General features: G+C 65.0%; 22 protein-coding genes. 2 read left to right on the top strand and 20 right to left on the bottom strand.

Features of this window, described 5'->3' with window-relative positions; genetic code table 11:
• Positions 1-40: 40 nt before the first annotated feature.
• The 9 genes from dsbG to CSC66_RS09280 form a co-directional block, all read right to left on the bottom strand.
• A complete protein-coding gene (gene dsbG / locus CSC66_RS09240) occupies positions 41-913 on the bottom strand; it encodes a thiol:disulfide interchange protein DsbG (protein ID WP_162377116.1) in 873 nt (290 codons plus the stop codon).
• Entirely contained in the window at positions 910-1,548 is a 639-nt protein-coding gene (locus CSC66_RS09245; RefSeq protein WP_162377117.1) for a YcbK family protein, read from the bottom strand. Before CSC66_RS09245 ends, dsbG begins: the two co-directional genes overlap by 4 nt.
• The gene (locus tag CSC66_RS09250) at positions 1,548-4,031 is read right to left on the bottom strand and encodes a type IV secretory system conjugative DNA transfer family protein (RefSeq protein WP_162377118.1); all 2,484 of its coding nucleotides are present in this window, start codon (positions 4,029-4,031) and stop codon (positions 1,548-1,550) included. The genes CSC66_RS09245 and CSC66_RS09250 overlap by 1 nt, the downstream gene beginning before the upstream one ends.
• Positions 4,032-4,035: 4 nt before the next feature.
• Positions 4,036-5,481, bottom strand: a complete 1,446-nt coding sequence (locus CSC66_RS09255) for a hypothetical protein (protein WP_162377119.1) — start codon at positions 5,479-5,481, stop codon at positions 4,036-4,038.
• Between the two features lies 1 nt (position 5,482).
• The gene (locus tag CSC66_RS09260; RefSeq protein ID WP_162377120.1) at positions 5,483-6,619 is read right to left on the bottom strand and encodes a secretion/conjugation apparatus DotM-related subunit; all 1,137 of its coding nucleotides are present in this window, start codon (positions 6,617-6,619) and stop codon (positions 5,483-5,485) included.
• The gene (locus tag CSC66_RS09265; RefSeq protein WP_162377121.1) at positions 6,616-7,356 is read right to left on the bottom strand and encodes a lysozyme family protein; all 741 of its coding nucleotides are present in this window, start codon (positions 7,354-7,356) and stop codon (positions 6,616-6,618) included. Before CSC66_RS09265 ends, CSC66_RS09260 begins: the two co-directional genes overlap by 4 nt.
• A complete protein-coding gene (locus CSC66_RS09270; RefSeq protein ID WP_162377122.1) occupies positions 7,356-7,832 on the bottom strand; it encodes a hypothetical protein in 477 nt (158 codons plus the stop codon). Before CSC66_RS09270 ends, CSC66_RS09265 begins: the two co-directional genes overlap by 1 nt.
• Positions 7,829-8,935 (bottom strand): hypothetical protein, encoded by a 1,107-nt coding sequence (locus CSC66_RS09275; RefSeq protein WP_162377123.1) that lies wholly within the window; start codon positions 8,933-8,935, stop codon positions 7,829-7,831. The genes CSC66_RS09270 and CSC66_RS09275 overlap by 4 nt, the downstream gene beginning before the upstream one ends.
• Before the next feature lie 71 nt (positions 8,936-9,006).
• On the bottom strand, positions 9,007-9,405 hold the full coding sequence (locus CSC66_RS09280) for a hypothetical protein (RefSeq protein WP_162377124.1): 399 nt from the start codon (positions 9,403-9,405) through the stop codon (positions 9,007-9,009).
• Between the two features lie 104 nt (positions 9,406-9,509).
• On the opposite strand from CSC66_RS09280, the gene CSC66_RS17810 reads away from it, so the two are divergent.
• Positions 9,510-9,881: an A1S_2505 family phage non-structural protein gene (locus CSC66_RS17810; RefSeq protein ID WP_425501055.1), complete on the top strand. Its 372-nt coding sequence runs from the start codon at positions 9,510-9,512 to the stop codon at positions 9,879-9,881.
• Here CSC66_RS17810 and CSC66_RS09285 read toward each other — a convergent pair whose 3' ends face one another.
• The 7 genes from CSC66_RS09285 to CSC66_RS09315 form a co-directional block, all read right to left on the bottom strand.
• Positions 9,882-10,169 (bottom strand): hypothetical protein, encoded by a 288-nt coding sequence (locus tag CSC66_RS09285; RefSeq protein WP_162377125.1) that lies wholly within the window; start codon positions 10,167-10,169, stop codon positions 9,882-9,884.
• A gap of 4 nt (positions 10,170-10,173) precedes the next feature.
• Positions 10,174-11,868: a DNA topoisomerase gene (locus tag CSC66_RS09290; protein WP_162377126.1), complete on the bottom strand. Its 1,695-nt coding sequence runs from the start codon at positions 11,866-11,868 to the stop codon at positions 10,174-10,176.
• Positions 11,869-11,872: 4 nt separating this feature from the next.
• Entirely contained in the window at positions 11,873-12,235 is a 363-nt protein-coding gene (locus tag CSC66_RS09295) for a hypothetical protein (RefSeq protein ID WP_162377127.1), read from the bottom strand.
• Positions 12,236-12,246: 11 nt separating this feature from the next.
• A complete protein-coding gene (locus CSC66_RS09300) occupies positions 12,247-13,461 on the bottom strand; it encodes a hypothetical protein (protein WP_162377128.1) in 1,215 nt (404 codons plus the stop codon).
• 960 nt (positions 13,462-14,421) lie between these two features.
• Positions 14,422-15,105, bottom strand: a complete 684-nt coding sequence (locus tag CSC66_RS09305; protein ID WP_162377129.1) for a hypothetical protein — start codon at positions 15,103-15,105, stop codon at positions 14,422-14,424.
• Entirely contained in the window at positions 15,098-15,853 is a 756-nt protein-coding gene (locus tag CSC66_RS09310; RefSeq protein ID WP_162377130.1) for an EAL domain-containing protein, read from the bottom strand. Before CSC66_RS09310 ends, CSC66_RS09305 begins: the two co-directional genes overlap by 8 nt.
• An 11-nt stretch (positions 15,854-15,864) precedes the next feature.
• A complete protein-coding gene (locus tag CSC66_RS09315; RefSeq protein WP_162377131.1) occupies positions 15,865-17,889 on the bottom strand; it encodes a DNA topoisomerase in 2,025 nt (674 codons plus the stop codon).
• A gap of 95 nt (positions 17,890-17,984) precedes the next feature.
• Here CSC66_RS09315 and CSC66_RS09320 point away from each other — a divergent pair, with 95 nt between their 5' ends.
• The gene (locus tag CSC66_RS09320; RefSeq protein ID WP_162377132.1) at positions 17,985-18,335 is read left to right on the top strand and encodes a hypothetical protein; all 351 of its coding nucleotides are present in this window, start codon (positions 17,985-17,987) and stop codon (positions 18,333-18,335) included.
• 55 nt (positions 18,336-18,390) lie between these two features.
• Here the strand turns inward: CSC66_RS09320 and CSC66_RS09325 are convergent, their stop codons facing one another.
• From CSC66_RS09325 to CSC66_RS09340, 4 genes are all read right to left on the bottom strand, one after another.
• On the bottom strand, positions 18,391-18,762 hold the full coding sequence (locus tag CSC66_RS09325; protein ID WP_162377133.1) for a hypothetical protein: 372 nt from the start codon (positions 18,760-18,762) through the stop codon (positions 18,391-18,393).
• Positions 18,759-23,888 (bottom strand): strawberry notch C-terminal domain-containing protein, encoded by a 5,130-nt coding sequence (locus tag CSC66_RS09330; RefSeq protein ID WP_162377134.1) that lies wholly within the window; start codon positions 23,886-23,888, stop codon positions 18,759-18,761. The genes CSC66_RS09325 and CSC66_RS09330 overlap by 4 nt, the downstream gene beginning before the upstream one ends.
• Positions 23,889-23,974: 86 nt before the next feature.
• The gene (locus CSC66_RS09335) at positions 23,975-25,270 is read right to left on the bottom strand and encodes a hypothetical protein (protein WP_162377135.1); all 1,296 of its coding nucleotides are present in this window, start codon (positions 25,268-25,270) and stop codon (positions 23,975-23,977) included.
• Positions 25,271-25,315: 45 nt separating this feature from the next.
• Positions 25,316-26,836, bottom strand: a complete 1,521-nt coding sequence (locus CSC66_RS09340; RefSeq protein WP_162377136.1) for a UvrD-helicase domain-containing protein — start codon at positions 26,834-26,836, stop codon at positions 25,316-25,318.
• Between the last annotated feature and the right edge of the window lie 32 nt (positions 26,837-26,868).

Here is a 26,868-nt window from a genome sequence, read left to right on the forward strand (position 1 = left end):
TCCCGGGTGAGCCCTCGCCCTGCGAAGTCCCAACCCGCCGTTACCTGAAAATCCGATTGAACTGCTCTTCGCCCGGCACCGACATGATACCCCTCGGCCGGCCATCGTCCATGTAGAGGATGGTCGGGACGCCAGTGTACCCGGACGCCTGGAGCAACTGCAGATTGCGTTCCAGTTCGGCCGCGGTTTTTTCCGTTACCTTGACGCCGGTCAAGGTTCCACCGCCCATTTCCGTGAGCGCCCTGCTTGCGTCCTTGGCTTGATATATGGCAGCAGCAAGGTTCTTTGAAGACTCCGACAGGATAGCGACCGGGATCCAACGAACTTGAATCCGCCCAGCAGCAGCCACCGGCCGGATCATCCCCCAAAGCTGGTGGCAATACGGGCACTGCGGGTCGAAGATCACATAGACGATCTTCTCCGGATCCTCGGCGGCACCCTCAGCGACGTAGTCCAGGCCGCCTGCCTGTTCCCAGATCGCCGCCATCTCTGCGTCGATCACGTGGCGGCCGCTGTCTGCCGGAATCGCCGCGCGTGCCAGGTCGTTATTGGTGACGTTGCCGCCCTTGGCATCGTAGACCGTGCCGCTGATCAGGTAACCCCCATCCGCGGTCACGTAGAAGAGGCGCTGTTCGGTCCCCCGCTCGGCCACGATGGCCTTCAGTCCCGACTCGGATGTGAAGGCGGTGGTGATCGTGGAGCCCTGCTCCAGCAGAAACCTCTCTGCGGCCGTCGGCGCAACCGCGCCCTCGGGCTGATCCGTCGAATCGGGTGGGGCCGGCGCCGTCACGACGGTAGTGCCGGTCGCCTCAGCGCCCGGCCCTGCACTGTCACGGCCGCAGCCGGCCAAGCCGACCACGGCAGCGGTGGACAGCAGCAGCACAACTAATTTGGTGGCCTTCAGTGATCTCATTTCGTACTCCAGAAGCGGACCTTGCCCACGTCGGTGTGGATGAAATTGCGTCGATCGAGGTAGAAGCCAACTCCGCCGGCGCGGTAGCTTGCAAGAAACTTGCCAACGAACTCCGCCGGAAGATTGGCATAGCGCCCATCCACGGCCATGCCCTTGACGTGTAGGGAATTTTTCGCCGCACCCTCGGTGTTGGCATTGGTATGCTCGCTGCGATAGCCGCTCGTCACCAGGTACGGCTCGTCGAATCCATGAACGGCGTAGAGCCATGACTGCATGCCGAAGAGCATGTTGAGCAGGCGCAGATCCATTGCTGTGGCCTGCTGGCCGCGCACGTCGCGCAACACGTGACAGACTTCTCGATAGCCACCCGGAACGACGGCACCGTCGCGCCAGAAGCACACGCGGCGGTGCTCCCCCGTGGCCGCCCGCGTCAGGTTTACCACCCGCGGCTGCGCCCAGAACGCCTCGGCCTGAGCCGCATCAGCATAGTGGGTCGGCAGCGCCAAGCCCGTGCGCTTGGAGAGCGGATTGGCCTGGGTTCCGCCGGCGGCCAGCGCCGTCAGGCCGGCGCCAATGCCGGCGACCAGGAACTGCCGGCGCTTGAGCAACAGGGCGTGGCCGGGCGTATCGGCCATTACTGGCTCCCCGTCGCTTCTTCGATGTTGCGCGCCAGGTCGGCCAGCGCCTCGTCCATGGCATCCACCGCCTCCTGCGAGCGCACCGGCTTGGGCGGCGATGGGTAGCGGGTGGCCGAAGTGGCCTGCTCCACGATCTCCTTGGCAACCGCTCGCGCCTCGCTCGCCGACGCGCCCAGAGCCTCGGCCACGCCGGCCAGCGCGCTGGCGGTCTCCGCCTTGTTCAGGAACTGCAGGGCGGGAGCCGTGTCGGCCGCGCCGGCCGCGTTGAACACCAGCGCCTCGGCCGCCTGAGCGAACAGCGCATCCTCCGCGGAGACCACCGTTGCTGCTGCAGCGGCTGCTTCAGGGCCGAACACCGAATAGCTCTCCAAGGCGGCACCGTCGAAGATGGTGTCCGCGTTGTCGGGCTGTCCGGGGGCCGCCAGCTCCGCCGAAGCAGACGCGCTGTGCTCGACGTTGGCCTCGGGGGTGTGCGCATAGCCGCCGCCCGATCCGCCATCGCCACCGGCATCCACCGGCTCGGTCAGACCGCGCTGCCCTGCCAGGAACATGCACACGCCGGCCTCCGCGCCCTGGAACGCCTCGGTGTACTTCCGCGTCTGCGCCGCGCCGGCGGCGATTTCCAAGGCCCGCAGCGCGGCGTCGGGCGGCACGATCTGCCCATCAAGCGGGTACTTCAACAGCCCCTCTTGGATGCGGACGGTGTCCACCAGCAGCTTGCGGATCTCCGACTCCGGCTGCGGCAACACCTTGATGAAGTGGTTGAGCCGAAAATTCTTCGCCTTTTCCGGCACCGCATAGAACATGCGGGCGCGGATGATGTCGGACTTGACGAGGATGTGCACCTCGCCTTCGATCTGATTGACCATGTCCTGCAGGTCCACGCGGCTGACCCGCGTGTGCTTGGCGTTGGTGTCAGGGCGGTAGTTGCCCATGTAGCCATCGCTCATCTCGTACCCGCCGACTTCCGACACCCAGGCTTCGCCGGCGCGCTTGACGAACAGATCGAACGTCTCGTTGGGATCTTCCAGCTTGCCGAAGATCTTGATGTTGGAGTTGGAGACGATCGCCAGCGTCTCCTCTTTCGAGGTGCGATAGAACGCCTGGAGATCCTGGCCTGCGGCCACCAGGCAGAACCCCAGCGAACGTGCCTGGGCCCACATCAGCGCAGCATCTTCGGGCATGTAATAGCCCATCTCGTCGAAGATCGCGATGTAGGGTGTGGGCGAGTTGGTGGCACGCGAGTCAAGCAGCTCGCGGCGCGAGCCTTCGAGCTTGCTGCCCAGCTCGCCACCCATCATGCCCTTCATCGCCGCCACGATGATCTTGCCCAGGTTGGACAGTTCCGGCCGCGACTTCTCCAGCGCCGGTAGCAGCACCAGCAGGATGCGGTTATTTGTCACCACGTCCCGGAAGTTCACCTCGCCCTGCGGGGTGTAGTAGATATGCCCGTAGGTGTCCGCCAGCGACGACAGGATGCGGGTGAACTGCATCTGCTGGTAGCCGAACTGCTCCAGGAACGTGCCCGCCTGCTGGTCGCCCTTCTCCTTCTTGTAGCCGGGCACGTCGTACAGGAACGCCTGCATCATCGTGCGCGACTTCTCACTGATGTACGGGTCCTGCATCAGCTCGTTGAACTTCGGGAATGGCAGGAACTCGCGGATCGCACCGATGTGCAGCATCAGGCGATCCTGGTCGCGCAGATCCACCAGTGCAGGCAGTACGGACGAGATGAAGCTGATCGCACGGCCCTTCCACATGTCGCCCTTGCCATCCGAAGCATCCATCAGGCTCACGAGCAGCTGGATGAGGCTTTCGGCGTTGCCGACCGCAAAGGGGTTGTAGGTGTTGGAGAGCTTGTCGGCGCGCTTCTTCTTGGTGTCCGCATTGCCGGTCATGTAGTTGATGACCAGCAGGTCATCCTCGCGACCGTACTGCCGCACCATCGCGAAGATCTTCCCCCACAGCGACACGTCGCCCTTGCCGTCGGTGTAGGTGAAGCCGGAGCACCAGGTGATGGCATTGAAGGCCATCGACGTCAGGCCTTCAGTCTTACCTGCGCCGGTCGAGCCGAGCACGAAGATATGCGTGCGCATGTCCTCGTTGGCCGCCCAGATCTCCGCGTTGTCCTCCGCTCGGTTGCCGATGAAGCCGATGCCACGGGCCATCTGCGGCTTGCCCGTGCCCGGGTGCAAGTCGCGCGAATCGAGCTCGCCCAGGCCCTTGCGCTTGCGGAACGGAATGTCCTCCTTGCGGGAGAACACGATGTACGCGTATGCGACAGCCAGCAGCGGCATGATGTCGAACAAGGCGGGCATGGCGACCACGCCGCCGCACATCAGCAAGCCCACCACCGGAATCGCAAGCTCCGCACTGAGCAGGTCCACCGCCTGCTCGGACAGGCGGCGCGTATCGCGCAGCAGCCGCGTGCGGCGGATCTCCTGATGCTGACGAACGCCTTGGATGGGCCCTTTGGACATGGTGTTACTCGGCGACCTTGAAGCGTAGGGCCGGATCGCAGCCGGCCGGAGCCATGCCCAGGCCGAAGTCCTTCATCGCCGGATCTTCCAGCGGCACGCCTGGGACACCGGCCTGCGCACGGGTCTCCTGCGAGGCCTGGGCTGCGCTGGCCAGCACCTGAGCCATCCACGGGTCGGCCTGGCCATCCGACGGCGCCTCAACGCCGGCGCCGGCCAGGATCTGCGCCATCACCTGCGGATCCACGCCCCCTCCTACGGCGTCCTTACTGAACAGCGCAGCCAGCGCCGCGTCCGCCGTCGAGCTCGCCGGCGCAGCCGCCACGGGGCCTTCCTCGCGGGAAGGCCGCGGTCCCGGTCCGGCGACCAGCACGCCCATGACGATGAGGCCGGCCACGCCGGCACCCACCAGGACAGGCCATGGACTGCGACCACCGCCGACCGAACGGATCATCGCGTCCTCGATCCGCTTGGCCACGTGGCGAGCGGTTTCGGCATCCTGCAAGCCGCCCATCTCCCAGAGCACCCAACGCTGGCCTTCAGCCGTCCGTCCGTTGGGAAGGAGCGAACCATCCGTATGGATCCGCACCCCGTACCCGCCGGGAACGCTCCCGGTCACCGATGTGCCGAGCGTTTGATTGCCGCTGGAGTTGCGGATCGGCACCAAGGTCACGTCGCCGCCATACCGACTGGCACGCCGCAGCGAAACGCCGAAATCCTTCAGGACCTCGATCCGCACCGGCGGGCGAAGTGACCGCGACAGTTCCGAGCGGATGCCGGCAATCTGCGCGCGAGCGACCGAACAGGCGCCGCCGCCCAGGCGCACAGCCGCGGCACGCAGCGCTGGCGGCCGCAACCCCTCGCCGACCACCGCCACCAGGCCGCGAAACCTCGCAGCCAGCAGACGCACGCGTTCACGCGGCGTCTTGCGAACACGCCCCACCAGTTCGTCGAGCTCCAGCATCGCACGCTCGATCGCACCCTCGTCGGCCGGCGCGGCCGGAGCGCTGAGCAGCTCCGTGTCCAGCTGGGCCGCCAGCGGCGCAAGCAGCGTGGACACCGCGGCAAACTGCTTCTCCATCACCGCACGCGCCTCCGGGTTGAACGCCGGGTCGATGTCGCCCGCCAACTGCATCAGCACGTCATCCGCCACCCGACCGCAGTAGGGTGAGCATCGGTTGGACGCGGTCGTGTCTTCGCGGTGCCACCGGGCCAGCACCTCGAAACGTGCCGGCGCGAACCACTCGGCGAAACTGCTGCATCCCGTGAATCCGGGAGCGCGTTCCAACACCAGCTGGCCGACCGCACGCAAGACCATCGCCGCATTGCGACTCCACGGGCCCGCAGCCAGGCGCAGCCTCGCTTCTTCGGTACCAATGAGCTCGACAGCTCGATCGCGCGCCTGCGCGCTCAGCGCCGGGCCCTCGAACACGGACTGCTCGTTGTTCGCCATATCAAAGCTCCTGATCGTCTTCAAGGGTGTTCAGCGCTTCCACGGTTCCGTCGATTGCCGGCTGCACCATGGGCGTGGGGATTGCGGTCTTGGCCATGCACTCGGCCAGGTAGTGGGCGTGCACGCCGGCAGCTTCGACACTGGCCACGTTCAGGCCAAGATCGTTGAGCACGTACCAGGTCGTGCGGTCCGCCATCTTCAGCCAGCGAAACCATGCCGGCGGCAGCTTTCCGTTCTCGCGAGCGGCAGAGAGAAGCCGGCGCAGCACGCAGCGCACATGGTAGTGCTGGCGCACCAGCGCCACGACAGCTGGGCTATCGGCGTACTTCTCGATCGTGCTCTCCACACGCGGGGTGGTCAGCAACGAAGGGTCGCGCTTCGCCATGGCGTCGTTCCACGCCACGGCCACCCCATTGATGATCTCCTGCGCGAGCTTGTCGTCGTGGTTGATCTGGGCGATGAATGCCGCGAACAGGGTTCGCTCGAACGGCTTCAGCTCCGCTGGCCCCTGCCAGGGCCTGCCCAGCTGGCTGCCGAAAATCGACTTGGCGCGGTCCGACAGGAAGAACCGGCCATCCGCCAGAACCATTGCCGTGTTCGGGACGTCTGCCGGTGCCGTCCAGCGCGGCAGCACCAGCCCGTGGCGTCGCGCGTAGAAGCGCGGCTCCTGGCGCATGCCGTTGACCGGATCATCGAGCGGCACATTCTCCAGCCCCAGACCGAGGACCGGTTGCAGGGTCGGGTATGTTTGGCCTTCCTGCATGGCCAGCGACTTCATGGTGTACTTCCGGCTCATTCGCGTGTTGCGCGAGGGCGCCTTCAGATAGATCCACCCGAACAGCGCGGCAAGAAACGCCAAACTGAACCAGCGCAGGGAGTACCCCGCCACCGCACCTGATTCGATCAGCTGCATCAGGGTGGCATCGGGAGGCGATACAGTCCCGAGCCACTGCGCCAGCATCGCCTTGCCCTCCGGATCAAGGATGAGCAGATGCGCCTCTGCCCAGCGGATCCACATGACCCCGCGAGCGATCGGCTCATGGAAGATGAACCACATCATCACCACCAGCAGCACGCCAGCAATCGCTCCCCACGGCAGCGCGTCGGTGTCCTTCGTGGGCGTGTCCCGACCTTTCATCGACCGACATCCTTGGCGACTGCGCGCATGTGTGTAAGGAATCGCGACATGTAACGCTCGCGCTTGGCCGGCGTCGCTGAGTGGTAGTTGCCCACGCCAGTCCAGAAATCAGGGGCCCGTGCGATCTGGTAGGCCGCCACGTAGGTTCCGACGTGGATGTTCAGGCACTCGTCGTTGATCAGGCGCTCGCGGGTGATGCCGTATCGCTCGAACCGGAAGGGCGCGCCGGTCAGGTGGACGCTGTTCACCTGCATCGGCCCCATGTCGATGGTGCCGTTCTTGTTGGTGCGGTACTGCCCCACGGTGCCGCCTTCCGTCCGCAGGTACGCCCAGATGACCTGCTCGGGCACCTGGTAGCGCGCGGACGCGGCACGAACGCAGTCGCTGCGCGGCGTCGTTTTGCCGCGTCGGGCAGCCATTGTCACGACACTAGCCCGCGCCTGGTCCAGCTCGCGAAGGCGCAGCATGTAGGTGCCGACTTGAATGTTGAGGCATTCGTTCTCGACCAGCTGCTCGGCAGTGATGCCGTACTGCGCCAGGGCCGGCATGGCGATGCTGGGGATCCTCATCGCGCCGACTTCGTAGTTGCCGTCCTGCGCCCGCACGATCTGCCTGCGGGCGCCTGTGCGCAGCTGAAGCTCGTGCACGACGTGATTCTGGTCGACGCCGTAGGCCTGTGCCGCTTGCTGGATGCAGGCGGCTTGCTCCTGGACGACGTCGGCCGCGGTCAGATCCATCAGGCCCTCCCGAGGAGCCAGTCGCCGAACGCCACGAATTTCCGCTCGCGCATCTGGTAAATCCGGAAGCGACACACGACAGCCTTGGCACCGCATACACCGATCACGCCGGCGGACATGAAGAACTGCGACAGCGCGTTGTTGACGAACGGGGACAGCAGAAGCGACGCGAGCCCGGCGACCCCAACGATCGCGTAGACGTAGAACATGCGCTCCACCTGCGCAATGCGCTGCTGCAGCTCGGCAGCGCTGACACCCAGCCGCTTCATCGCCTGCTCGAACGACTCTACCCGCCCACGATTACCGCGGGCGATCAGACGCTTCAGCCACGCAAACGTGCGCTTTCGGTGTTCGATCTCTGCAGGAACATCGCCGACGGTGGAGTACATCCACCACTTGGCAGCACCCTTGCCTGCCTTCGCCGTCCTGCGCGTGACGCGCGACACCAGCCCAGGCGCTTTCTGTTCTTCGTTCATGCATTGCCACCGGAGATGGATTGGCAGGCGTAGACGCTCATGCCGACGAGGCGCCGCATCATCGTGCGCACCTTCTCGCAGGTGGCGGCTACAGGGAGGCCGCCCTGCAGCTGGATGGCGACGATTCGCTCATAGGCCGCCATGTCGTGCTCGACGGCCTTGAGCTCGGAATAGAACTCGCCACGCGCTTCGGCCAGCGCGGACTGCACCAGCTGTGCGCTCCTGGCCATGAGCTCGCTCGACAGCTGTACCGCAGACGAGCCCACGGGCATGAATGGCAAAAGGCGCTCCACGCCGGTTGCAACTTCCTCGCAGACCGTGGTGGCGAGGGCCAGCGCCGCGGAATCCACGTCCACGACGACATCCGGCTGATTGGCCGCCAGATGCCATGCCATGCGCTGCAGATCTACCAGCACGGGTGCGAGAGCCAACGCAGCGGCGTATATGTCGACCTCGCCGCCGGACACGGCGGGCATCTCACGCGCGGTCTCTACAGATGCCAGGAATGCAGCGGTCAGGCGGCCGATCCCTTCGGATGGCCACATATCCTCGGAAGCCACGCCTTGATTCTTGATGACGGTGCTGATCCAGTGATCGGCGACGATCTCTGCGGTCAGCACGCCAGCGCGGCGGCGGCGCCAGCCCAAGTCGATCTCCTTGGGATCAGACTCCCGGGCAAGCTGATCCGCTATCCGGACGGAATCCTGCGACAGCATCCGGATGCACTTGATCGACTGATCGATCGAGGCGCCTGGCCCCGGGAACACCTGCACCGCTCGCAGCACCGGCACCAGGCTGGCTACAATGTCCAGCACCTCGGCGCGCTCGGCATCCAGGCGCACCGGGGCGGGCACTGGCGTCGAGTCCTCAGCCGCGTCGGAGCCGTCGGCTTCGTGTGACGCTTCGTCGACCCCATGCGAGGGGGCGCCGTCATAGCCAGCATCCCCATCGATCGCGGGCGCGGCGTCATCCAAGGCCGCATCTTCGGTCGATTCGTTGTCCTGGGTCGTCGGCGCCTCCGTCTCGGTGGACCCGTCATCGTCGTCGCCCAGTCCCAGCAGGGACAGCGGGTCGTCTGAGGACAGGAACTCCGCAGTGCTCATGGCCACTTCGTCGACCTGCCCAGCGCCGTGCTGTGCTGCGTCATTGGCGACGAGCCTGCGGACACGAGACATCAAACGTTCTCCAGGCGCGGCGTCTGATTGAATGCCGCGTACAGCACGCTGAGGTCGTAGCCACGGCCCAAGCGGGGAAGCGAGCGGATCACATGCGTGGACAGCGCCAGGCGCCAGATCATCGCTTTGATGCTCGCCTGCTTCTGCGGCTCGTCGTCGAATTCGACCGACATGCCCATCAACGACTCCTCGTTGGGTATGAACGACAAGCCGAGTTGCGCGTCGATCCCACGGTCGGCGATATCCAGTTCGGCAATTTTCAGGACTGCCGCGCCGTACGTCGCCTGGTTGAACACCAGTTCCGGAGCCACCTGCTCCTGGCCATCGAAGAACTCCCAGCCCTCCTCTCCGGCCATGGCAATCATGGTGGCTTCGTAGCGGTCGTAGTTGCCCTTCATGGCGCTTGCAGTAACCGTGGTGTAGTCGGATCCTATAACCATAGTAGCAGATAGCGGCGCCGATTCAATACGCCGGAACACACTCCAGCCACGAGGCTTGCTCCATGGAAGATCGGGTATTCGTCTTCGGGTCGAATCGACTTGGGATTCACGGTGCGGGGGCGGCGCTCTTCGCCCAACGGCACCGAGGAGCGCTCCGCGGCCGAGGGGAAGGCCACCACGGTCAGTCCTACGCCCTGCCGACAAAGGACACCCCCTGGGCTTCCCTCCAGCTCGAAGAGGTTGCCAGGCACGTTGCGACCTTCATTGCCTATGCCAGGGCCCACCCGGAGCTGCGCTTCCAGGTCACCCCCGTCGGCTGCGGACTGGCCGGCTTCAGCCCAGAGCAAGTCGCCCCGCTCTTCGTGGAGGCGCCAGAAAACTGCGACTTGCCCGACGAGTTTCTTCGCGTCCTCGCGCCCTGCCCCGGACCCTGATCAGTCCAGATCGACCGGCTCGTACAAGCCCGGCGGGATAGCAGCGGCCTTGGCGACTTCGGCCAGGTGCTGGCTCTCGCGCACCGTAATCCGGCCATCGGCCAGCAGTTGCTCGAACATGGCCAGCACCTCCGGCGACTGTGTCGCCGTGGACCAGCTCTTCAGACCCTCCACCTCCCGGGGACTAAGCACCCGGGAGCGGTCCAGCGCGAACCACGCCGCGACCGCGGCCATCAGGACCGCTGCGGCGCCCGCCAGCAACCACGGGTGCCGCCAATGCGCGCTCACGCGCTCACATGCGTAGGCGAAGCGAGGGGGCATTTTCTTCATCGAGAAGGTCGTCATCGGGTCGAATGCTCGGAACATCGTCGGATCCTGGATCGCCGGCGCCGCCGACCGCAGCCGAAGCCATCGCCGGTCCCGGTACCGCTGCGGTGGCCACCGGTGGGCGGCCACCAAGCAGTTTCATCATCCCGCTGGCAACGGGCCTTCCTCGCACCGGGCCTGGGCCCAGCAGCTCACCCGCGCCCAGCGCCATCAGCGCAGCGGATACAGCATCACGCACGCCCGTCTGCTCGATGACCGCCGCCTCGAAGGCAGCACATCCTCCCGGATCCTGCAGCGACGGGGGCGCCACCGCCAGCGCCCGCGCGCCAGCACCGGTGAGCTGCATCTGCTCGTCAACCAGGCCCCGTCGCACCAAGCGGCAAGCGTGGCCGGCAATAGTGCTGGGCCGGCCGATGCCACGGCTGCTCATGGCGGCTACCAAGGCCGCCTCCGGCGACAAGGTCTGTATTCGGAACTCTGCCACCCGGCTCGGCGTCCAAGGCAGCGCCTGGCCGCCCACCACGCGCCGCAGAGAGCCGCGGCGCGCCCACGCTGGCAGCTGGCCGAGCTGGCCGTACTCGGCCACCACCGGCACACCGGAAGCCACCGCGCGGCGCCCGATCAGCGCCAGAGCCGCCTCCGCGACGGTCGCCCGCAAGCCCAGCGGCTTGATGAGGTTCACGTCTGTGCCGGTAGGCCTGATGGCCTCGTGCGCGCCGCGCAGCTGACCTGCCATCGGCAGGTGTTCCCGTCGGAACGCCAGCAGCCCACGTGCGCTGGCCAGCCGCGCCACGACCTGACCACCATAGTCGGTGAACGCCCTGGATTCGGTTCGCGGATAGCTGATTTCCCCTGCCTCGTACAGCTGCTGCAGGAGATCCGCGGCGCCCTCGATCGTCAGGCCCAGTTCCGCCTCCATGGCCAGCAGTGCATCGGGCCCGTTCAGGGGCAGCGCCGCGCACGTCTGCACGCTCCCGGCAGACTCGATGCCGCCCACTTGCTCAGGAAGCTCCCGGAGCTCGTCGTCCGAGATCCGCGTGGGCACGTCGACGCTCAGCACGAAGGGCGTGCTGCCGTCGGCGGCGGGAAGCGGAATGGTAGCCACGCGCCTGGACACCGCGCCTTGGGCCACCAGCGACAAGACTGCGGTCTGCACGCGACCGACGTAGATCCCTCGGTCGAAATCGCTGTACGCGTGGGCCAGCATGCGATCTGCGATGCGGCGCGCTGTGCCCGCGGTTGCGGCATGCGGATCGAGTTCGCCAGCTTGCGGCAGGGCCGCGGCCAGCGAAGCAGGATCGATGCCGGCCGACTGCAGCCGTACAACGCCCGCAGCGGGGTTCGTCGAGCGCACCAGATCCGCCACGTCCTGCGCGATGACGTCGCCCTCCTGGTCGGTGTCGGTCGCCACTACAACGCGTGTGGCACGGCTGATGGCGCCCTGCAGGCGTCGCATCACGTTCTTGCGAAGCGGGTGTCTTGCCAGCTCCCGCACGTTGCCATCAGGCAACACCTCGACCTGTAGTGGACGTAGCGTCTTGGGGTTGTCCAGCACGTGGCCCATCGTTGCGATGACCTCGCCGGCATGCCCCAGCGCCCTGAGGGCGTTGTTGAACGCCCTCAGTTTTCCCGGCGCTTCGATGACGAACAGGTCCGCCATGCCGCTACGGACGAGGGGTGGCGGGGGCCAAGATCTCTCGCAGCGATCGCAGCAGGCCTTCGTTGCCGTAGATCGCCGCCAGTGCACGCACCTGGGACTCGCGACCCTCGTTGTTGAGCGTGGCAGCGGCCCGTTCGCGGCTATCGAGCTCGTCTTGCTGCGCGCCTGCATCCTGCAGAAGGTTCAGGGCTTCCATGCCCTCTTCCATCACTGCCTCGTGGACGAGCTCGTCCAGAGCATCCTCATCCACACCAAGGTCTGCCATGGCTGCCAACACTTTGGACACCAGCAGCGGGTCGGGTGCTTCGAGTTCTTCGCTCGTCAGTTGCTGCTGCCGCGCTCCCACGTACTGCTCAAGCTCGTCCAAGGCCGTCATCTTCAGCGCCCCGGCATGATCTTGTTGACCATCCGCTCGACCAGCTCGCGGATCTTCTCGGCCACATCACTGAGCTTCTTGGACATCAGGCTGAAGTTGCCCTCGGCGTCGACCGCCGGCAGGCCCTCCAGGGCACCTTCGAGCTTTTCCAGCTGCGGCCCGAGCAGCTCGTTGCTGTCGCGATCCGCGGCCGGGCCCGCCTTGGCATAGCGCTCGGCCTTGACGCCGAACTTGCTCACGTTCGAGGACAGACGCTCCATGCGCTCGATGACGTCCGGCTCTGCCATCAGCCCCTTGAGCTCCAGGCCCAGGCGCTCCAGTTTGCCGCCACGATGCATTTGGCCCACCGCCTCACTGGGCGCCAGGCCACTGGCCTTCATCTCGGTGACGACCTGCTCCAGACCGTGGGCACGCAGCCACTGCGCGTCCGATTCGATATCGGCGGCCACGCTTTTCACTTGGCCGCCGAGAACGTCGAATGCAGTCTTGCGCCGGCGGTCCATGGCACCGCCAGCCGCCTGCATTCCCGCCTTGAACATGGCGCCGCCCGCGCTGAGCAGCGTGAGCGGCGAGCGCACCACTGCGTCGATGGCACTGCCGATCGCGCTTCCATTGCCGCCGTGTCCGGCCAGCTGCCGCGGGTCGCGGTCCAGCTGTCCGGCCAGGGATTCCTTGTGCTGCTTCTGGCGATGGTCAGCAGCCATCGAGAGCCCGGCGGCCAGTTCCGCGGCCAGCTTCGGGGTCAGATGCTTCGCTGCCAGTGCCTCGACTCCATCAGCGACGCGATCCACGCTGGCGGCATCCGTCCTCACCTGGTCCCAGTGGTCCAACGCCTCGGGATCGCGCCGCGCGATACCAGCGATGTCAATCCGCAGCAGCTGGCTTTCCAACAGCGCCAGCATCGCTGCGGTCTGCTGCTCGATCTGCGACAGCTCAGGCTTCGCCGGGACGGGTTCGACCGCAGCGACTTCCGGTGCATGCCCCTCCGCGTCGGGACTGCCCACGTCCGGCGGGCCGAAGCCTTCCTCCGGATCCTCCAGGTCATCACTACCGGAGGTGGCGGACGCCTGCAGCGCGGCCAGGAAACCCGGCACCTGAGGCTGGGCCGGCCCGGCGGCAACAGCATCAACGACCGATTCGGACGGCGAGGTTTCGTTGGCCGCCTCGGTCGAGGCTTGGCCCGACGACACGGGGTGCATGCGGGTAACTTTGCTCATCGGCGTGGCCCTCTTGGACTACGCGATCATACTTCACTTTCGTTAGAGTATGTAGACGCTACCCGGCGGAACCCGCCTTGGACCGGCGGGTCCTGATCGAGGCCAGGTACGGCCCTCGCCGGGTGGCGCATCCGCAGTTTGGGTCGCCGCACCCCTCGGAGCCGTCGTCGAGCGGATCCACGCCGCGCGACCCCCTGGCTTCCGTGGCCACCCTCCTCGCCTGCTCCGCCGCTTCGCGGCGGCTCGCCAGCACATACACCCAGACCATGCGGCCAACCGGCCCATCCAGACAGCAGACCTCCTCGCTTTCGGCGACACGCTCACCGATCGCGGCCGGAACCCCCACGTTTGAGGGCGCCAGGTGCCATCGCGCACCAAGTTTGGATGACGTCACCCGCACCAGGCTTGAATCTGCCGACAGAGCCGCCATTACCGTCGCCGCACTCACCGAACTGGTCATCCACATCCCTCACGCATTTGGACCTGCAGCGTGCAACAGCAGCACGCTCTGGACCGCCAACAACCCAGGCTGCCAACCAACCTGGTCCCACCGCCCCCAAAATTAGGGGCGCTTCCGGCGGCCAACCTGCCCCGGCTGATATCGCACACCCAGCCATGCCACCGTCTAGCCCATTCGCCGCCGATACGAGGGTCGGACCTAGAGAACGCAACTCCACCGGTTGGACGACGCATCTCTGCCCTCGCTATCGGGTCTGGACATGTTCGAGCACGACCGCCTCGCTCGCCTGACCTCCCGCCCACGTGCCCCGACTCCTTGGGCGTCCAACGACCGCGCTTTCAGCCACCTACATCCCGATCTGCCAACTCACCACCCCAAATCCGGTGGCCAAACACTGCCGTTCGTGGTTCTCGACTCTCGGACCAACACACAGCACAGCGGCACTGGATCCGACGCCCACCTACATTCTGACCTGCCCTCCAAACTCCCCACTTACGACGTCAGAACTCAAATTGCCGCAATCGAGCGACCCGATCCGACGCCTGCGGCGGCAGGCAGATCTGCTCACGAACCACCGCTACTCCGTCCTCGGTCGAGACGCACACCGTCCGTGCCTCGCCATAGCTCGACCGCAAGTGCCGAAGATGCGTTCTTGGCCCAAGCTCCAGTGGAGTCACCTTGACGGACATGTCTGAACTTGGCAGCCGAGACCAAAACGAAGCCTGCGTCGTGTACCAGGAGGTACCGTCGCCGCCTTGCCCCAGCACGACATCAAGTTGATGCTCGATCTTCCGCATGCCACCCCACTCCGGCAACGCCCACCGATAGACCACAGATACGTGATCCATTCCGATGGGCAGCGATAGCGCGACTCCATGCTTTCGATCACCAATTCCAGCTACCAGATAGCCACGATTGGGATAGAGTCGACGGATGCGGATCTCTCCGCGATCGGTCGACCACGTGCGCCCGCCGACTGAGATCTGCAGCCCCGCCTGCGCAGCGCGGATGGCGCCAACGTCCATCAGACTGGTGCGGAACAAAGTCAGTTCTGGGACCATATGGAGGAAACGGCCGGCGCCGGATTCGCTGCCGACGGGAAGCGCGACGAACGCGCTCGTGCTCTCCTCGCTTATCGACCCAACACACAACACAGCACGCTGCACCCCACCCAAACTAGGCATTTGCCATCCTCAGTCCAGGCCTCCGCCAACCGAAGGAAGAAAGCACGTCATCCACATCGCAATGCGGCGCCATGTACGTCCCCTGCAGGTGGCGGACACCATACGCTTCGGCAAGCGTCTTGCGAGCCTCGGAGTCGATCCACTCCACTACGACATCGTTCACGCCCAGATTCGCGATCCGATCGAGAGAACTGCGTAGTCGATTTCCGATCGCACTCACATCGCCCGCCTCCCATGCGTCACCCACCTTGATGTAGTCCGGAGCCACTTGGTAGACCAGATCGTCGTCGAAGGTGTTGGCGTCGTAGTCGTCAACTGCGATTGCAGCGCCGATGTCGCGACACGCATCGACGAAAGCGAGGGTTCTTTTCGGGTTCCGATGGACAGCAGTCTCGGTCAACTCCACGACCAGGCGCTGTCCGCCGCTATCACCAAGCCCCTTCAGGTGTGCCAGCCAGGGCTTGGGGTTGTCCTGCACCGTCACGGCGCTCACGTTGAGCCCGAATTTTAGCCCGGTGTCTGTCATGCCCATGAGCTCGCGCACGCATGAGAGCATCGCGACGTCCAGTTCCCACATGCTGCCGTCTGCCTCAGCCGAATGGATCAGCAGCGGATGGCCGAGCGGATGGTTCGTTCGCATCAGCGCCTCCAAGTAGCCGCCGCGTGCTGCGCCCAGAGGCACCACCGGCAGGAACACTGGCCAGATCGACGCCCCGTCCTTGCCGGCGGGGCGGTTCACGCTGCTCATGCAGCGGGCGATCACGAGGCCCGTCGCCCGTAATTGCCCGGGCGGCCACCGGAAGCGCTGCGGCCGCGTCCACGGCTACCGCCGCCGCCACCAGCCGGCTTCACGATGTTCAGGTTCGCCAAGTTGGCCGCGTCGATGTTATCAAGCGTCTTCTTGATCCAGTTTTCCTGGACGACCAGGAACGCCCCCACCGTAGTCTTCCCGGCCTCGATGCTCTCGAACACGCTCTCCCACACCGCGGTGGTGTCGGGCTTTCCGAGATCGCTCGGCAGCTGCTTCATCAGCGTCATTGCGCCGGGTTCCGGGAAGTAGGTGGCTTCCTTCGCCTTGCCTTTAGGCGCCTCCGCTCGGATGAGCCCGTAGCCTTCCAGCTTTTTCACGAAGGTCTGGCGAGTCGCCGGGGTGCCCAGGCCACCGACATCTTCATCGCTCGCCGAGTTGGCGCGCATCTTCTTGAACGTGGCGACGATCTTGGGATCGCTCACGAACTCATGGATGTTCAGCATGGCGGCCAGGAGCGTCGAATCGGTGAAGCGCTTCGGCGGTTCGGTCCGCTTCTTCTCCAGGTCGAGTCCCTTGCACAGCGCCGCCGTGTCCTTGCCCATGGCAGGCAGCATGCGCTCGTCGTCTTCCTCGCCCTCTTCGTCACCGTAGAGGACCTTCCAGCCGGGCTTGAGCGTCGTATTGCCGGTGGCCTTGAAACGCTCGTCATGCACTTGCACCACCGCGGAAACAGCCCGGTACTCGCGCGGCGGCATGAACTGGGCCACGTACCGCTTGCAGATCTCCAGATAGAGGTTCCGCTGCTGCGGCGACAGCTTGGAGAGATCGGCCTTCGTGGTCAGCGGAATGATGCCGTGGTGGGCCTTGGCCTTTTCGTCATTCCAAGCGGGCGACTTCCGGCTCGGGTCGATCAGATCCGCCGCCGGTTTCGGCAGGCCCAGTGCCTCGGCGGCATTGGCGAGCGTCTGCGGGGCGAGGGAATGCAGCGCCATGGGCAGGTTCTGGGAGCCAGTACGCGGATAGGACACGAGCTTAGCGTCGTACAAGGCCTGCACACCCTCCAACGTAGCATCAGGCGTGTAGCCGTAGCGCTTGGAAGCCAGCATCTGGAGCCGTGCCAGGGAGAACGGCAGCGGTGCGCCCTGCAGCTTCTTGACATCGGTGTACTCGACCACAGAGCCCTGCTGCCCAGCGACCTTTCGTTGCAGCGCTGCACCGACGGCGGGGTCGATCAAACGGCGCTCAGCGTCCAGTCCGGCCTGCGCAGCACCAGGCAGCCACTGCGCCTTGAAGAGACCACCGGCGACCTGGAAGGTCGCGCTCGGCTTCAGGTAGTCGGTCGGGACGAAGCCCTGGATGTCCAGCTCGCGCTGGACGATCAGCCCAAGGACGGCGGTCTGAACCCGGCCGTACGGGACCAGGCCCTGGGAACCACATGCCTTGGCACGCAGAGTCAGCGCACGACTCATGTTCATGCCAGCCAGCCAGTCCGCGAAGGAACGGGCCTTCGCGGCATTGGACATTCCCTCGAACTCCCGGTTATCCCGCAGATCCTTCAGCGCCATGCGGACGCTGAGCTCGTCCTGGCCACTGCAAAGGAAGCGCTTGACCGGCTTGCGCACTTTCAGCTGGTGCAGGATCTCGTCGACCACCAGCTGACCTTCGCGATCGGGGTCGCCGGCGTGGACCACCACCTCGCACTCACTGACCAGCTTGCGGATCGTCGGCAGGTATTCCCGGTTCGTGCACTTCAGCTCGAACTCGTTTTCTTTGGGAATCAGCGGGAGGTGCGCCCGATCCCAAGCGAGCTTGCCGTTGTTCCCACGCCGTGCATTCGGATGGCGTTTCTCCAGGTAATGCTCAGGCTCGTGAAGCTCGAAGATGTGCCCCTGGGCCCAGCAGACGGCCCAATCGGCACCCCTTATGTAGGTCTTGTCCTGCTCCGTGATGGGGGAAAGCCGCGCCAGCTCAGCGGCGATCGCGCGGCCAGCCTTGGGCTTCTCAGCGACGTAGGTGTACTTCAGCCCAGCCATGGCATGGTCCCGTTTTGGTTGACTTTTTTGATATGATCAGAACGTCGATTCGTCACAGAATTGACACGAACACCTACCATCGACAGCGAGCGAACATGACCCAGTCCAGTAGCGCGAAGAAGTCCAAGGCCGGTCTGAAGCCGAACGAACAGGCCATCCTCGATTCGCTCCTGAAGGAACGCACCGGAACTCCGGAACGCGTGACGGCTGAGCTGGATCGCGTTCGCCCGGCGCTGGCCCAGATGGTCGAGGCCAAGGTACCGATCCGCGACATCCTCAATCGCTTCATTCGCAACCTGGACTACCGCGTTACCGCGGCCCAGGGGCGCGCATACATGAAGCGCGAATTCAACTACCCGCAGGCACGCCAGGGCGGCGGCAGCGAAGATGCCGCGAACACGCCGCGGGTGCGCAAGGCTGCAAAAAAGGCGAAAGTGAAGCGCTGACCTGCGGCGTCTGCTGCAGAGACGTCCGCCCTGGTATGAGGCGATAGCGCCCACGTCACCGTTCCGTGGGGCTCGGGTGCGCCTGCAGCCCTTCCATGCTGGCCAGCAGCTCGGATAGGGCGCCTGCCGGATCCTCCGGCGCCACTGCCAGCGAAACCGTTTGACCGCTACGCAGAAGCTGCCCGCTTGCCAGACAGAACACCCCAGCCACCACGGCCCGCGGGCTACCCTCGGGGGCGCCGGAGCGATCCACCACGGCGATCTGCAGCACCGCCCCCCATCCATCTTCCTGCGGTCGATACTCCAGGTCAGCGACAACAGCACCTTCCGCCGCCTGCAGCCGCAGGTACGGCGCTTCGGGCCCTGCCCCCCTTGCAGCAGGCAGGACCTGAAACAACTGCTGGATTGCGCTGATGGCGGGCCTCATGCGGTCAGCCTCTTCCTCTCGGGTTCGCCCGATTGTTGCACATAACTTTCGTTATTGTAAACGCCCGTCTCGCTGCGCATCTGGTTTACCACCGACCGCAAGCGCGCCGGCGCGTATAGGTGCACGCCGGCCCGGTTCAGCAGGTCAGCAGCCTCGATCAGTCGGTCCGTTGGAAACTTGGCCGACATACTCGTGCGACTGCCGGCGAACTCGCCCACGACACGCTTCAGATCCTCATTGGCAAAAATGTGCCCCCCTCGTGCGATGGTCCCCGGGCACTGGATAACCACCATGTTCCCGGTCAGGTACATCATCACGTCTTCTTGAGACCGCGCATCCTCGCCCGTGGCCGTGGTCAGGCGGACCTGCGGGTCATGTTCGAGAACCGCCGCGAGCATCTGCGGCGTTTCCATGCGCAGCGGGAGCTCAGCCAGGTCGGCCGGCTTGAAGGTCTTCGATAGCAGGACACCTCGATGCCGCTTCCCGTCCTCGTCGGTGTAGACCACCGAGGAGCCAAAGCGGCGCTGTGCCGCGAGCTGCGCGGCAGCGAAGAGGTTTCCGTCCAGGACGTGGCGGCGCACCACCATCTTGCCTTCCGGCGCTGCATCGAATTGCTTCATGAAGTCCGGGTCGGCGCTCCACCTAGAAGCGAACTCGAATCGAGCATCCTCGCGCAACGCGTACAGCGACCGCTCCACCAGGTGTTCGCGTCCGGGAACTGCAATCCGCAGCGCGTAGGCGCTCAGCTGCTCCAGCTGTCGCTCGGTCTGCGGCAGGACGATGGCCGCGACCACGCCGTGCACGGACTCTTCGTCATTCCCCGTGAAGATAATCTGCTTGCCGATGTCCACTTCAAGCAGGGTCTTCCGCAGAAAGTCGTATCGATCGCGGGTCTTCGTGCAGGCGTTGGGATCCTTGTGGGCAAGCGCATCGTCGACGGTCTTGAACTTCGCCGGCTTGGCGCGCAGGACGGCAGCTTCCTGCTGATCCGCCAGGATCGCCTCTATCCTCCTGAGCATGTCGGCCACAGGGTCCTTGGCGCCAACGGGAGCGGTTTCGGCGATGACACTGCGCGACGCGTCCATGATGGCCTGGACGGTGTCCGCACGCATCGGCTCCAACACCACGTCCATCTCCAGTGTGCGGATGAAGATGGGCTGGCTGAAGCAGCTTCGCGAGATCGGGTCGCCTGCCTCGAACACTTCGTAGCCAACCTCACGAGCTCGTAGGTCGACTTCCTTCGACTTCAGGGGATTGATCCCCTTCTCGTCCATCTCCGCGATCAGCCGGTTGTACTCTGTCGTCAGCGCGGCGTAGATCTCCTCCTGCTCGCTGACCCTCAACATGACCAGGCGGGAAGTCAGCTTGTTGACGAAGTAGGACGCCTCACGCTCGCGGCCCTCCTCCTCGTCCAGCTCGATGTCCAGGCGTCGCGCGATGTCCGGGTGCGACTCCAGGTAGCGGAAAGCGACCGAATCGCCGACCGAATTCAGGAAGTCCGGAACCGTCGCATCCAGCGACGCGTTCTCCTGGTTCGAGGTGGTGTTGGCCGACAGCTTGCGCAGCTTCGCGTTCGCCATCGCAATCGGGCGGGCCTGACCCGGCAGACCCGTGCTGAACGTCTGGATCTCCGGATCGGATATCTGCCCGCGGCGATTCACGCGGCCATGGAACTGAACCCGCTTGTTGACGTCCAGCGCGAGCTGCACTTCCAGCATCACGCGTTGACGCTTGTCCGGGAACTGCGGGGCGGCGTGTAGGCTCACGCCCGTGCTACCGGCCCGCGAAAGCACGACCGCGTCGACGTCGCCGGCATTGAATCCTTGGACGACCTGCGCCTTGGCGATTTGGGGTAGTGCATACGGAGCCCACTGGCCATCCTGCATCCGCAGCCCGGTCTTGCGGCCGGTCAGCTCCGAGCACTTGAACCCGGCCGTCTCGATCCGATTCCTCAGCACGTCGATGGGGGAGACCGCCAACGCAGGCATGCGATCGATTAGCGCCCGGATGTGGGCAATGGATTCGACCGCGCCGTCCGAGTGCAATGGCTTGCGCGTGCGCTCGCCGTAGCGGTCGCTCTCCTCGAAGTAGCTCAGCTTGTCCAACGTCCGATAGAGCACGTCGCGGAACGTAAGGCCCTCGCCAAGCCCATCCACGTCGCCGTTGGCGATGCGTTCTGCCAGGGCTTCCACGTCCATTTCTTCGCCGTCGTCGGCGCCGGCGATCACCTCGTTCAGCAACGTTTCCATAGTGTTTTCGAGCACGAACACCGGCTTCTTTCCCGCCTGCAGCGCTGCGACCGCCTGGTCCCCGGCAAGGTCGGTCTGCGCTGCCAGCAGGAACTGGCGGTAGATGTTGAACAGGCGGGAGAAGTAGTTGATGGAGACCGCGCCCATGCGGTTCCCCTTACGTTCCTCGTCGCTCATCTTCTCGATGGCTTCGCGGATCTCTGCATTGCGCTCGCTGACCATCTTGTTGATGTCGCCGGCGAGATAGTTCATGGCCTCCAAGACCTCCGCCAGGTGGTCCGACATCTCGCGGTTGCGCTCCAACCGCTCGGGCGTGTCCAGGACCACCCTGAAGTCCAGATTGCTCAGATCGTGCTCGCGACGGATGAAAACGCCGTCGCGGGCGAGCATGCTCGAAAGCACTTCCTGCAGTGCCTCGCCGCCTACCGCAAGCGTCTCGGGCAACGTGCTGATGGCCACGCTTCGCGGGAACAGGCGGCTGTAGATGGACAGGTTCTTGGGCTCTTTGATCGAGGTAGCCGAGCTGTACACAACGGCATAGCACGAATCGACGGCCAGCGAAGCGTTCGTGTTGGTGTTCGACTCGCCGGCTGCGTTGTGGCTCTCGTCGAGAATGAGCCCGCAACCCTTTGTGGCCAGGGTGATCCAGTTCGACTTGTTGCGTCCGGAAGCGTTGCGATCGCGGCTGAACTGCGAATAGGTGCCCAGCACCAGGTTGTACTGCTCGGGGATGGTCCCGGCCACGACGGCGTTGTTGACGATGGAGGCCGGGGTGGCCTTGACAAGCTCCTTGCCCGTCACGTCGTCGTAGATGCCCACACCAGCGTTGACGATCATGGGATGGAACAGATCGTCGGAGCCGATCGCGCGAATATCGCGCCAGAAATCCGTAAACAGCGTCGGGGTCTCGGTGAGGAACACGACCGGGCGGCTGTGGAGCACGTGGTAGCGGGCCATGGCCGCCAAGAACCTACCCTTGCCCTGGCCGGTCTGGTCACCCATCAGGAAGCCTTGCGCACCGCCGCTGCGCTGTTCGGCGTGCATGGCCAGCGCCAAGGCATCGACTTGCTCGGGCGACAGGTACGACCCCATCTGCTCGACCGACCAGTCGAGCTGCGAAGAAACGTACTCGTCGATGTCACCGTGCTGCTCCACCACATCAGCCAAGGCCAGCTGCGTGGGCACCAGCATGTTCCGCGGGATCATCGCGGTTGGCTCTCCGACGCGACTCATGGCCGGATATGGGCTCTGATAGCTGTTCTCGTCAGCCTTGGTGGTGTTCTGATCCAGTTCCACAGCGCCGTTGACCGCGAGCTCACTCGCCTCCTCGGCAGCGGCCAGCGGCTCGCCCGCGCTGGGGCTCACCGCCTCCAGGATCTCAGCAGCTTCAGGCAGCGGCAGCTGAGCGGCATACTTGCCGCGCATCTGCTTTGCCCAGGCCAGAAGCTCCTCGTCCGACTGCAGGACAGGGATCTCGTCCGGCACCTGGGTTCCCTCGCCACGACGGCCGACGACGACCATGCGAACGGGGAAGGTCGCGCCCTGCTTCGCGTACAGACGGCCAGGGATCTCGACCACGTCGACTTGGTAGTTGTCCGCCAGCCAGTTGAAGAGGTAGCGGGAGGTGCCGCTGATCTTGCCGGCACGGGTATCGATGTAGCTGTCCGCCCCGATGATGTAAACCGCGAGCCCATCGTCCTTGCGAGCAGCCAAGGACTTCATGAGGATCAGCTGATCCAGGCGATTGACCTTGAGCCCTTGGATGCTCATCGCAGAACTGAGCTTGCCAAACGGCGGATTGCAGATCACCGCATCGAAATGCTCTCCCCCGTTCAGGCGAACGAAATCGACCGAAGTGGCGTCGCCCTCGTGCCGCAGGATGTCGGGACGGCCGACCGCCAGCTGCGCCAGGCGGGCGGCGTCCATGTCCACGCCGACGACATGCGCGCCATGCGACGCGCTGACCAGGGAGCCGTTGCCGATCGTGGGTTCCAGGATTGAACGGCCTTGGGTCGCACCCAGAATGACCTGTGCCGCGATGCCCATCGGCAGCGGGCTCGAATACTGCTGGAGCATGACCGAAGTAGACGTGCGCGCCGCCATTGCGGGCTGACGCTCCATCAGGTTCTTGGCCGTATTGAAAGCCTCCTGCGCATCGTCCGGTCCGCCGATCACATGCCGCCGCAGCGCCCGCACAAGAGCCGCTTCGACCGCCTCCTGGACCTGCCGCATCTTTGGCGACTGCTCGATCTCGTCCAGGGCGATTCCGGTCACGGTGGACGCAAACTTGCGCAGGTCCTCGCCCTTCATGAACCGGCCTGCCTCGATGTCGCGCACGAAACCATCGGCGCATCGCGCCAGATCTTCCGGCGACTCGGCACGCAGGAACGTCGGATCTGCGTCGTCGCCCTCAATGAGCGGCCGCCCCCCGTCACGGAGAACGTAGCGTCCCTCGTCGCTCTCGAAGACCGTCTCACCATGGCTGTTGTGCCCGACGGGGATGACGGTGACCTCTGCCAGCTTCTCGGCGATCGCAACCCCATCCATCTCACCGGACAGCGAGCGCGCCGGCGCAACGTGCGTGGCGTCAGCCCGTGGCATCATCACCTCGACCGCATCCGGGAAGACCGACCGGAGCTCGGCCAGGCCGATCTTCAGGTCCTTTCGCACGAACAACCTGCCTGCCGCGCGTGCTGGCTGGTAGAAGCCGATCCTCGCCAGCTCGGTGCACTGCTTGTCGGTCAGGTAGCGACTGCCGGCAATCTCCAGCCGCACCACGCCCCAGGCCTTCTTGCATGCCACCAGGCGAATCGCCGGTGTCTGCGCGTTGAGGGAGACCCACTTGACGAGGGCGTTTGCGGGGGCGGCGGCATTCATGCGCGAGGCGTCCTTGGTTCCAGTCAATAGATGATGGCGGCGCCGTCACCGGCCACCGCCATCGGGGTCTTACGTGCGCGCCACGCTTACGGGCGCGGGCCGTTCTCGGCGTGGTCCTCGATCCCCGCATCCGGCTCCGGATCGACATCGTCCAGGCTGGCCTCGCTCGCGGCGGCCGGTGCCGCCGGCTTGCCGATGAACTTGGTTGCCAGCTGGGTCGGGGCGAACGTACCCGGCTCGTCGCTGATGACGTTGGTCGGGCTGAAGCTGTCCACGCCATCCTTGCGGGCGATGCCCGGCAGCAGGACCTTCGCGAAGGACGCCGGGTCGGCGCCGAACATCAGGTCGTAGCGCGCGGTGTTGCCCTTCTTGAAGTCGTTGACCAGCTTGAAGGCGGCGTTGTCATCCTTGTGGGGGTTGCCCGCGTAGGTCAGGCGGTAGCCGGGAATGGCCTCCAAGGTCAGGCCGCCGCTCTCCACTGCGGCCCACAGCTGCGCATTGGGGACGTTGCGGAAGATGTTCTTCTCGCCCAGCTCGGTGAGCGCCTTGGCGACGTCCGGCACGTAGTCCTCGCCCACCTTCTTGAACGGCACGTAGACCGCACGGGTGATCACCTCCGCCCCGTCGGTGACGCGCAGCAGGGTCAGGGCGCGGGTGCCTACGCCCAGCTGCTTGGTCATCGCCTCGGCGAACGCGGTCGGGCCGTCGATCTTGACCGCCTCGCCGGGCGAGACCTGATCGATGGTGACCTTCAGGTTGTCCGTTCCCTTCAGCTGCGCGAGCTTGCCGGCAGCCCATTCGCGGGAGAACTCCTGCTTGCCGCGCACACCTTCGTTCTCGACCACCAGCTCGATGGACTTCGCATTGACCGGGAAGGTCACCTTCTTCGGCTCGGCGCCGATCGGGTTCGGAACGTCGAAACTGATCCGGGGAGCGGTGGCGTAGGCGTCGGTAATGAACGAACGGTTCGCGTGCTCGGCGACGTCCTTCACGGTCAGCGTGTTCACCCAGCGCGAGTTGACGACCGGCAGGCCATCTTCCGGCTCCTTGGCCAGGTAGCAGGCTTCCAGCGTCACGGTCGAGCCCTCGGCGTTGGACTTGTTGACCAGGGCGGTGCGGCCCTGGCCCTTCTTGAAGTTGCTGATGGCCGATTCCAGGTTGTCACGGAAGTGCACGACGATCCGCGAGCCCTCGGGCAGCTGCGAGTTACCGTTGAGCGTGGTGCCGGTCAGCTTCAACGAATCGACCTCCTTCTTCTCCTTGTCCAAGACCTTCACGATCTCAGCGGTCAGGACCTGCAGCACCAGGCCGAAGGTGCTGTTCTTGATGGTGCCGGCGCCGGCCGGCTTGTTTTCCAGCTTGATGGTCTGCAGGAGCGACATGATTTCTTCCTCTGTTCTGTGTTGGATCGGGATAACGGGTTCGGATCAGCCAGCCAGGCGCACACGACTGGTTTCGTCCATCTGCTGCTTGAGCTCCAGGTAGTCGCGCAGTCCGGAGCTCAGCTGGATTGCGTGTTGGGCCCGGGTAACTGCCACGTACTGCAGATTCACTTCTTCAATGTCCGACGCGGTCGCCGCGCCGTAGTCCCACAGCTCCCCTTCGTCATCGATAAGCTCCATGTAGTCGTCGGAGAGAACGACATTCGGGAACTCCAGTCCCTTGGACTTGTGCGCGGTGGTCAGCGTGACCGCGTTCGCGGGCAGGCGGGCTTGGATGCCATCCGTCCAAGGAATCGACTTGGTTGCGATCGCCTCCACGAGTTCAGGGATCCGGTCGCCGTACTCCACCGCCAGCTTCACGCGGCTCTTGACCTCGCGGTCGTTCATGCTTTCGCCGTACTCGGCCAGTTCGTTGAACGTGCTGAAGGAGCGCAGGAAGGCATCCCTGACGGTATCGCCCACCATCAGGTTGTAGGTGTCCACGACCAGGTCATGGCGGTAGTTCGACAGCGGTCCCACGAAGGCGAACGGTCGTTCTGCGTCCAGTGCCTTGACCGCGGCGCGGAAAAGTGCGCCGTTACCACGCGACACCAGCGCGTGCCCTTCGCGATCGACATCGATTTCGCGCTCGATGGTGCTTGCACCGAGTCCACGCAGCGCAAGGCTCTCTCCCTTCAGCGCCAGGATGCTGTTCGCGATCTCCGCGAGCTTGGGCCCGAACCGGAAGCTGCCCGTCAGGCCGAACGACTCGTCGCACTTCATCAGCTCCATGGCGTTGTGCGCGCCCCGGAAGCTGTATATCGCCTGGTGGGTGTCGCCGATCAGGAAGATCCGCGTACGCTGGGCTTCGACGATGGCTTGCAGCACCGGATTGGTGTCCTGCGCTTCGTCTACCAGGACAGCGTCGTACCTCAAGGTCGGCTCCGAGAGCTGGTAGAGCTTCAGGTACCCGTCGTGGAGCATCGGCGTCGCGCCAGCCAGATCGCACATGTCGGCCCACACGCGCTTGGCGTCAGCCAAGATGCCGACGGCGCTCATGTACTTGCGCTCGGCCGGCGAGTCGCCCAGCGACACGTGCCCCAGGCTCGGTTCGGCAGCGGAAGAAACCAGGTATGCCTTGACGGTCTCCACCACGCGTCCGCCGTACAGGTTGACGACTTCCGTCGGAAGCGATCGCAGGGATCCCGCGCTGTGCAGGATGGGCAGGATGTGGAAGGGCTTCAGGTCACCCTGCAGCTTGTTCGGCACATCACCGTACAGCCTGCCCTTACTGGCGTATGCCAGGCCATGCCCGGTCATTGCCTTGACGTTGGACGGAAACGTCGCGACGGCCTCTTCCTTGATGGCCTTGTTGAAGGCGATGTACAGGAATCGCTGGCCCGGGAACGTCCGGGCCAAGTGTTTCAGCGTCGAGGACTTGCCCGTGCCAGCGAACGCATTGGCTTTGACGATGCGGCCGCTGGCACCGCAGATGGCTTCCTGTTCGGGGGTCGGGGCAAAGGCCATGTCGTCTTAACTTTCGTTAGAGTATCTGTGGA

Origin of the sequence: Pseudoxanthomonas kaohsiungensis (assembly GCF_010211765.1) — a bacterium.
GTDB lineage: Bacteria > Pseudomonadota > Gammaproteobacteria > Xanthomonadales > Xanthomonadaceae > Pseudoxanthomonas > Pseudoxanthomonas kaohsiungensis.

What these genes read in the sequence shown, in the direction of transcription:
- dsbG (WP_162377116.1), bottom strand. Translation starts at nt 913, where the DNA reads ATGAGATCACTGAAGGCCACCAAATTAGTTGTGCTGCTGCTGTCCACC.
- CSC66_RS09245 (WP_162377117.1), bottom strand. Translation starts at nt 1,548, where the DNA reads ATGGCCGATACGCCCGGCCACGCCCTGTTGCTCAAGCGCCGGCAGTTC.
- CSC66_RS09250 (WP_162377118.1), bottom strand. Translation starts at nt 4,031, where the DNA reads ATGTCCAAAGGGCCCATCCAAGGCGTTCGTCAGCATCAGGAGATCCGC.
- CSC66_RS09255 (WP_162377119.1), bottom strand. Translation starts at nt 5,481, where the DNA reads ATGGCGAACAACGAGCAGTCCGTGTTCGAGGGCCCGGCGCTGAGCGCG.
- CSC66_RS09260 (WP_162377120.1), bottom strand. Translation starts at nt 6,619, where the DNA reads ATGAAAGGTCGGGACACGCCCACGAAGGACACCGACGCGCTGCCGTGG.
- CSC66_RS09265 (WP_162377121.1), bottom strand. Translation starts at nt 7,356, where the DNA reads ATGGATCTGACCGCGGCCGACGTCGTCCAGGAGCAAGCCGCCTGCATC.
- CSC66_RS09270 (WP_162377122.1), bottom strand. Translation starts at nt 7,832, where the DNA reads ATGAACGAAGAACAGAAAGCGCCTGGGCTGGTGTCGCGCGTCACGCGC.
- CSC66_RS09275 (WP_162377123.1), bottom strand. Translation starts at nt 8,935, where the DNA reads ATGAGCACTGCGGAGTTCCTGTCCTCAGACGACCCGCTGTCCCTGCTG.
- CSC66_RS09280 (WP_162377124.1), bottom strand. Translation starts at nt 9,405, where the DNA reads ATGAAGGGCAACTACGACCGCTACGAAGCCACCATGATTGCCATGGCC.
- CSC66_RS17810 (WP_425501055.1), top strand. Translation starts at nt 9,510, where the DNA reads ATGGAAGATCGGGTATTCGTCTTCGGGTCGAATCGACTTGGGATTCAC.
- CSC66_RS09290 (WP_162377126.1), bottom strand. Translation starts at nt 11,868, where the DNA reads ATGGCGGACCTGTTCGTCATCGAAGCGCCGGGAAAACTGAGGGCGTTC.
- CSC66_RS09300 (WP_162377128.1), bottom strand. Translation starts at nt 13,461, where the DNA reads ATGAGCAAAGTTACCCGCATGCACCCCGTGTCGTCGGGCCAAGCCTCG.
- CSC66_RS09305 (WP_162377129.1), bottom strand. Translation starts at nt 15,105, where the DNA reads ATGCCTAGTTTGGGTGGGGTGCAGCGTGCTGTGTTGTGTGTTGGGTCG.
- CSC66_RS09310 (WP_162377130.1), bottom strand. Translation starts at nt 15,853, where the DNA reads ATGAGCAGCGTGAACCGCCCCGCCGGCAAGGACGGGGCGTCGATCTGG.
- CSC66_RS09315 (WP_162377131.1), bottom strand. Translation starts at nt 17,889, where the DNA reads ATGGCTGGGCTGAAGTACACCTACGTCGCTGAGAAGCCCAAGGCTGGC.
- CSC66_RS09320 (WP_162377132.1), top strand. Translation starts at nt 17,985, where the DNA reads ATGACCCAGTCCAGTAGCGCGAAGAAGTCCAAGGCCGGTCTGAAGCCG.
- CSC66_RS09325 (WP_162377133.1), bottom strand. Translation starts at nt 18,762, where the DNA reads ATGAGGCCCGCCATCAGCGCAATCCAGCAGTTGTTTCAGGTCCTGCCT.
- CSC66_RS09330 (WP_162377134.1), bottom strand. Translation starts at nt 23,888, where the DNA reads ATGAATGCCGCCGCCCCCGCAAACGCCCTCGTCAAGTGGGTCTCCCTC.
- CSC66_RS09335 (WP_162377135.1), bottom strand. Translation starts at nt 25,270, where the DNA reads ATGTCGCTCCTGCAGACCATCAAGCTGGAAAACAAGCCGGCCGGCGCC.
- CSC66_RS09340 (WP_162377136.1), bottom strand. Translation starts at nt 26,836, where the DNA reads ATGGCCTTTGCCCCGACCCCCGAACAGGAAGCCATCTGCGGTGCCAGC.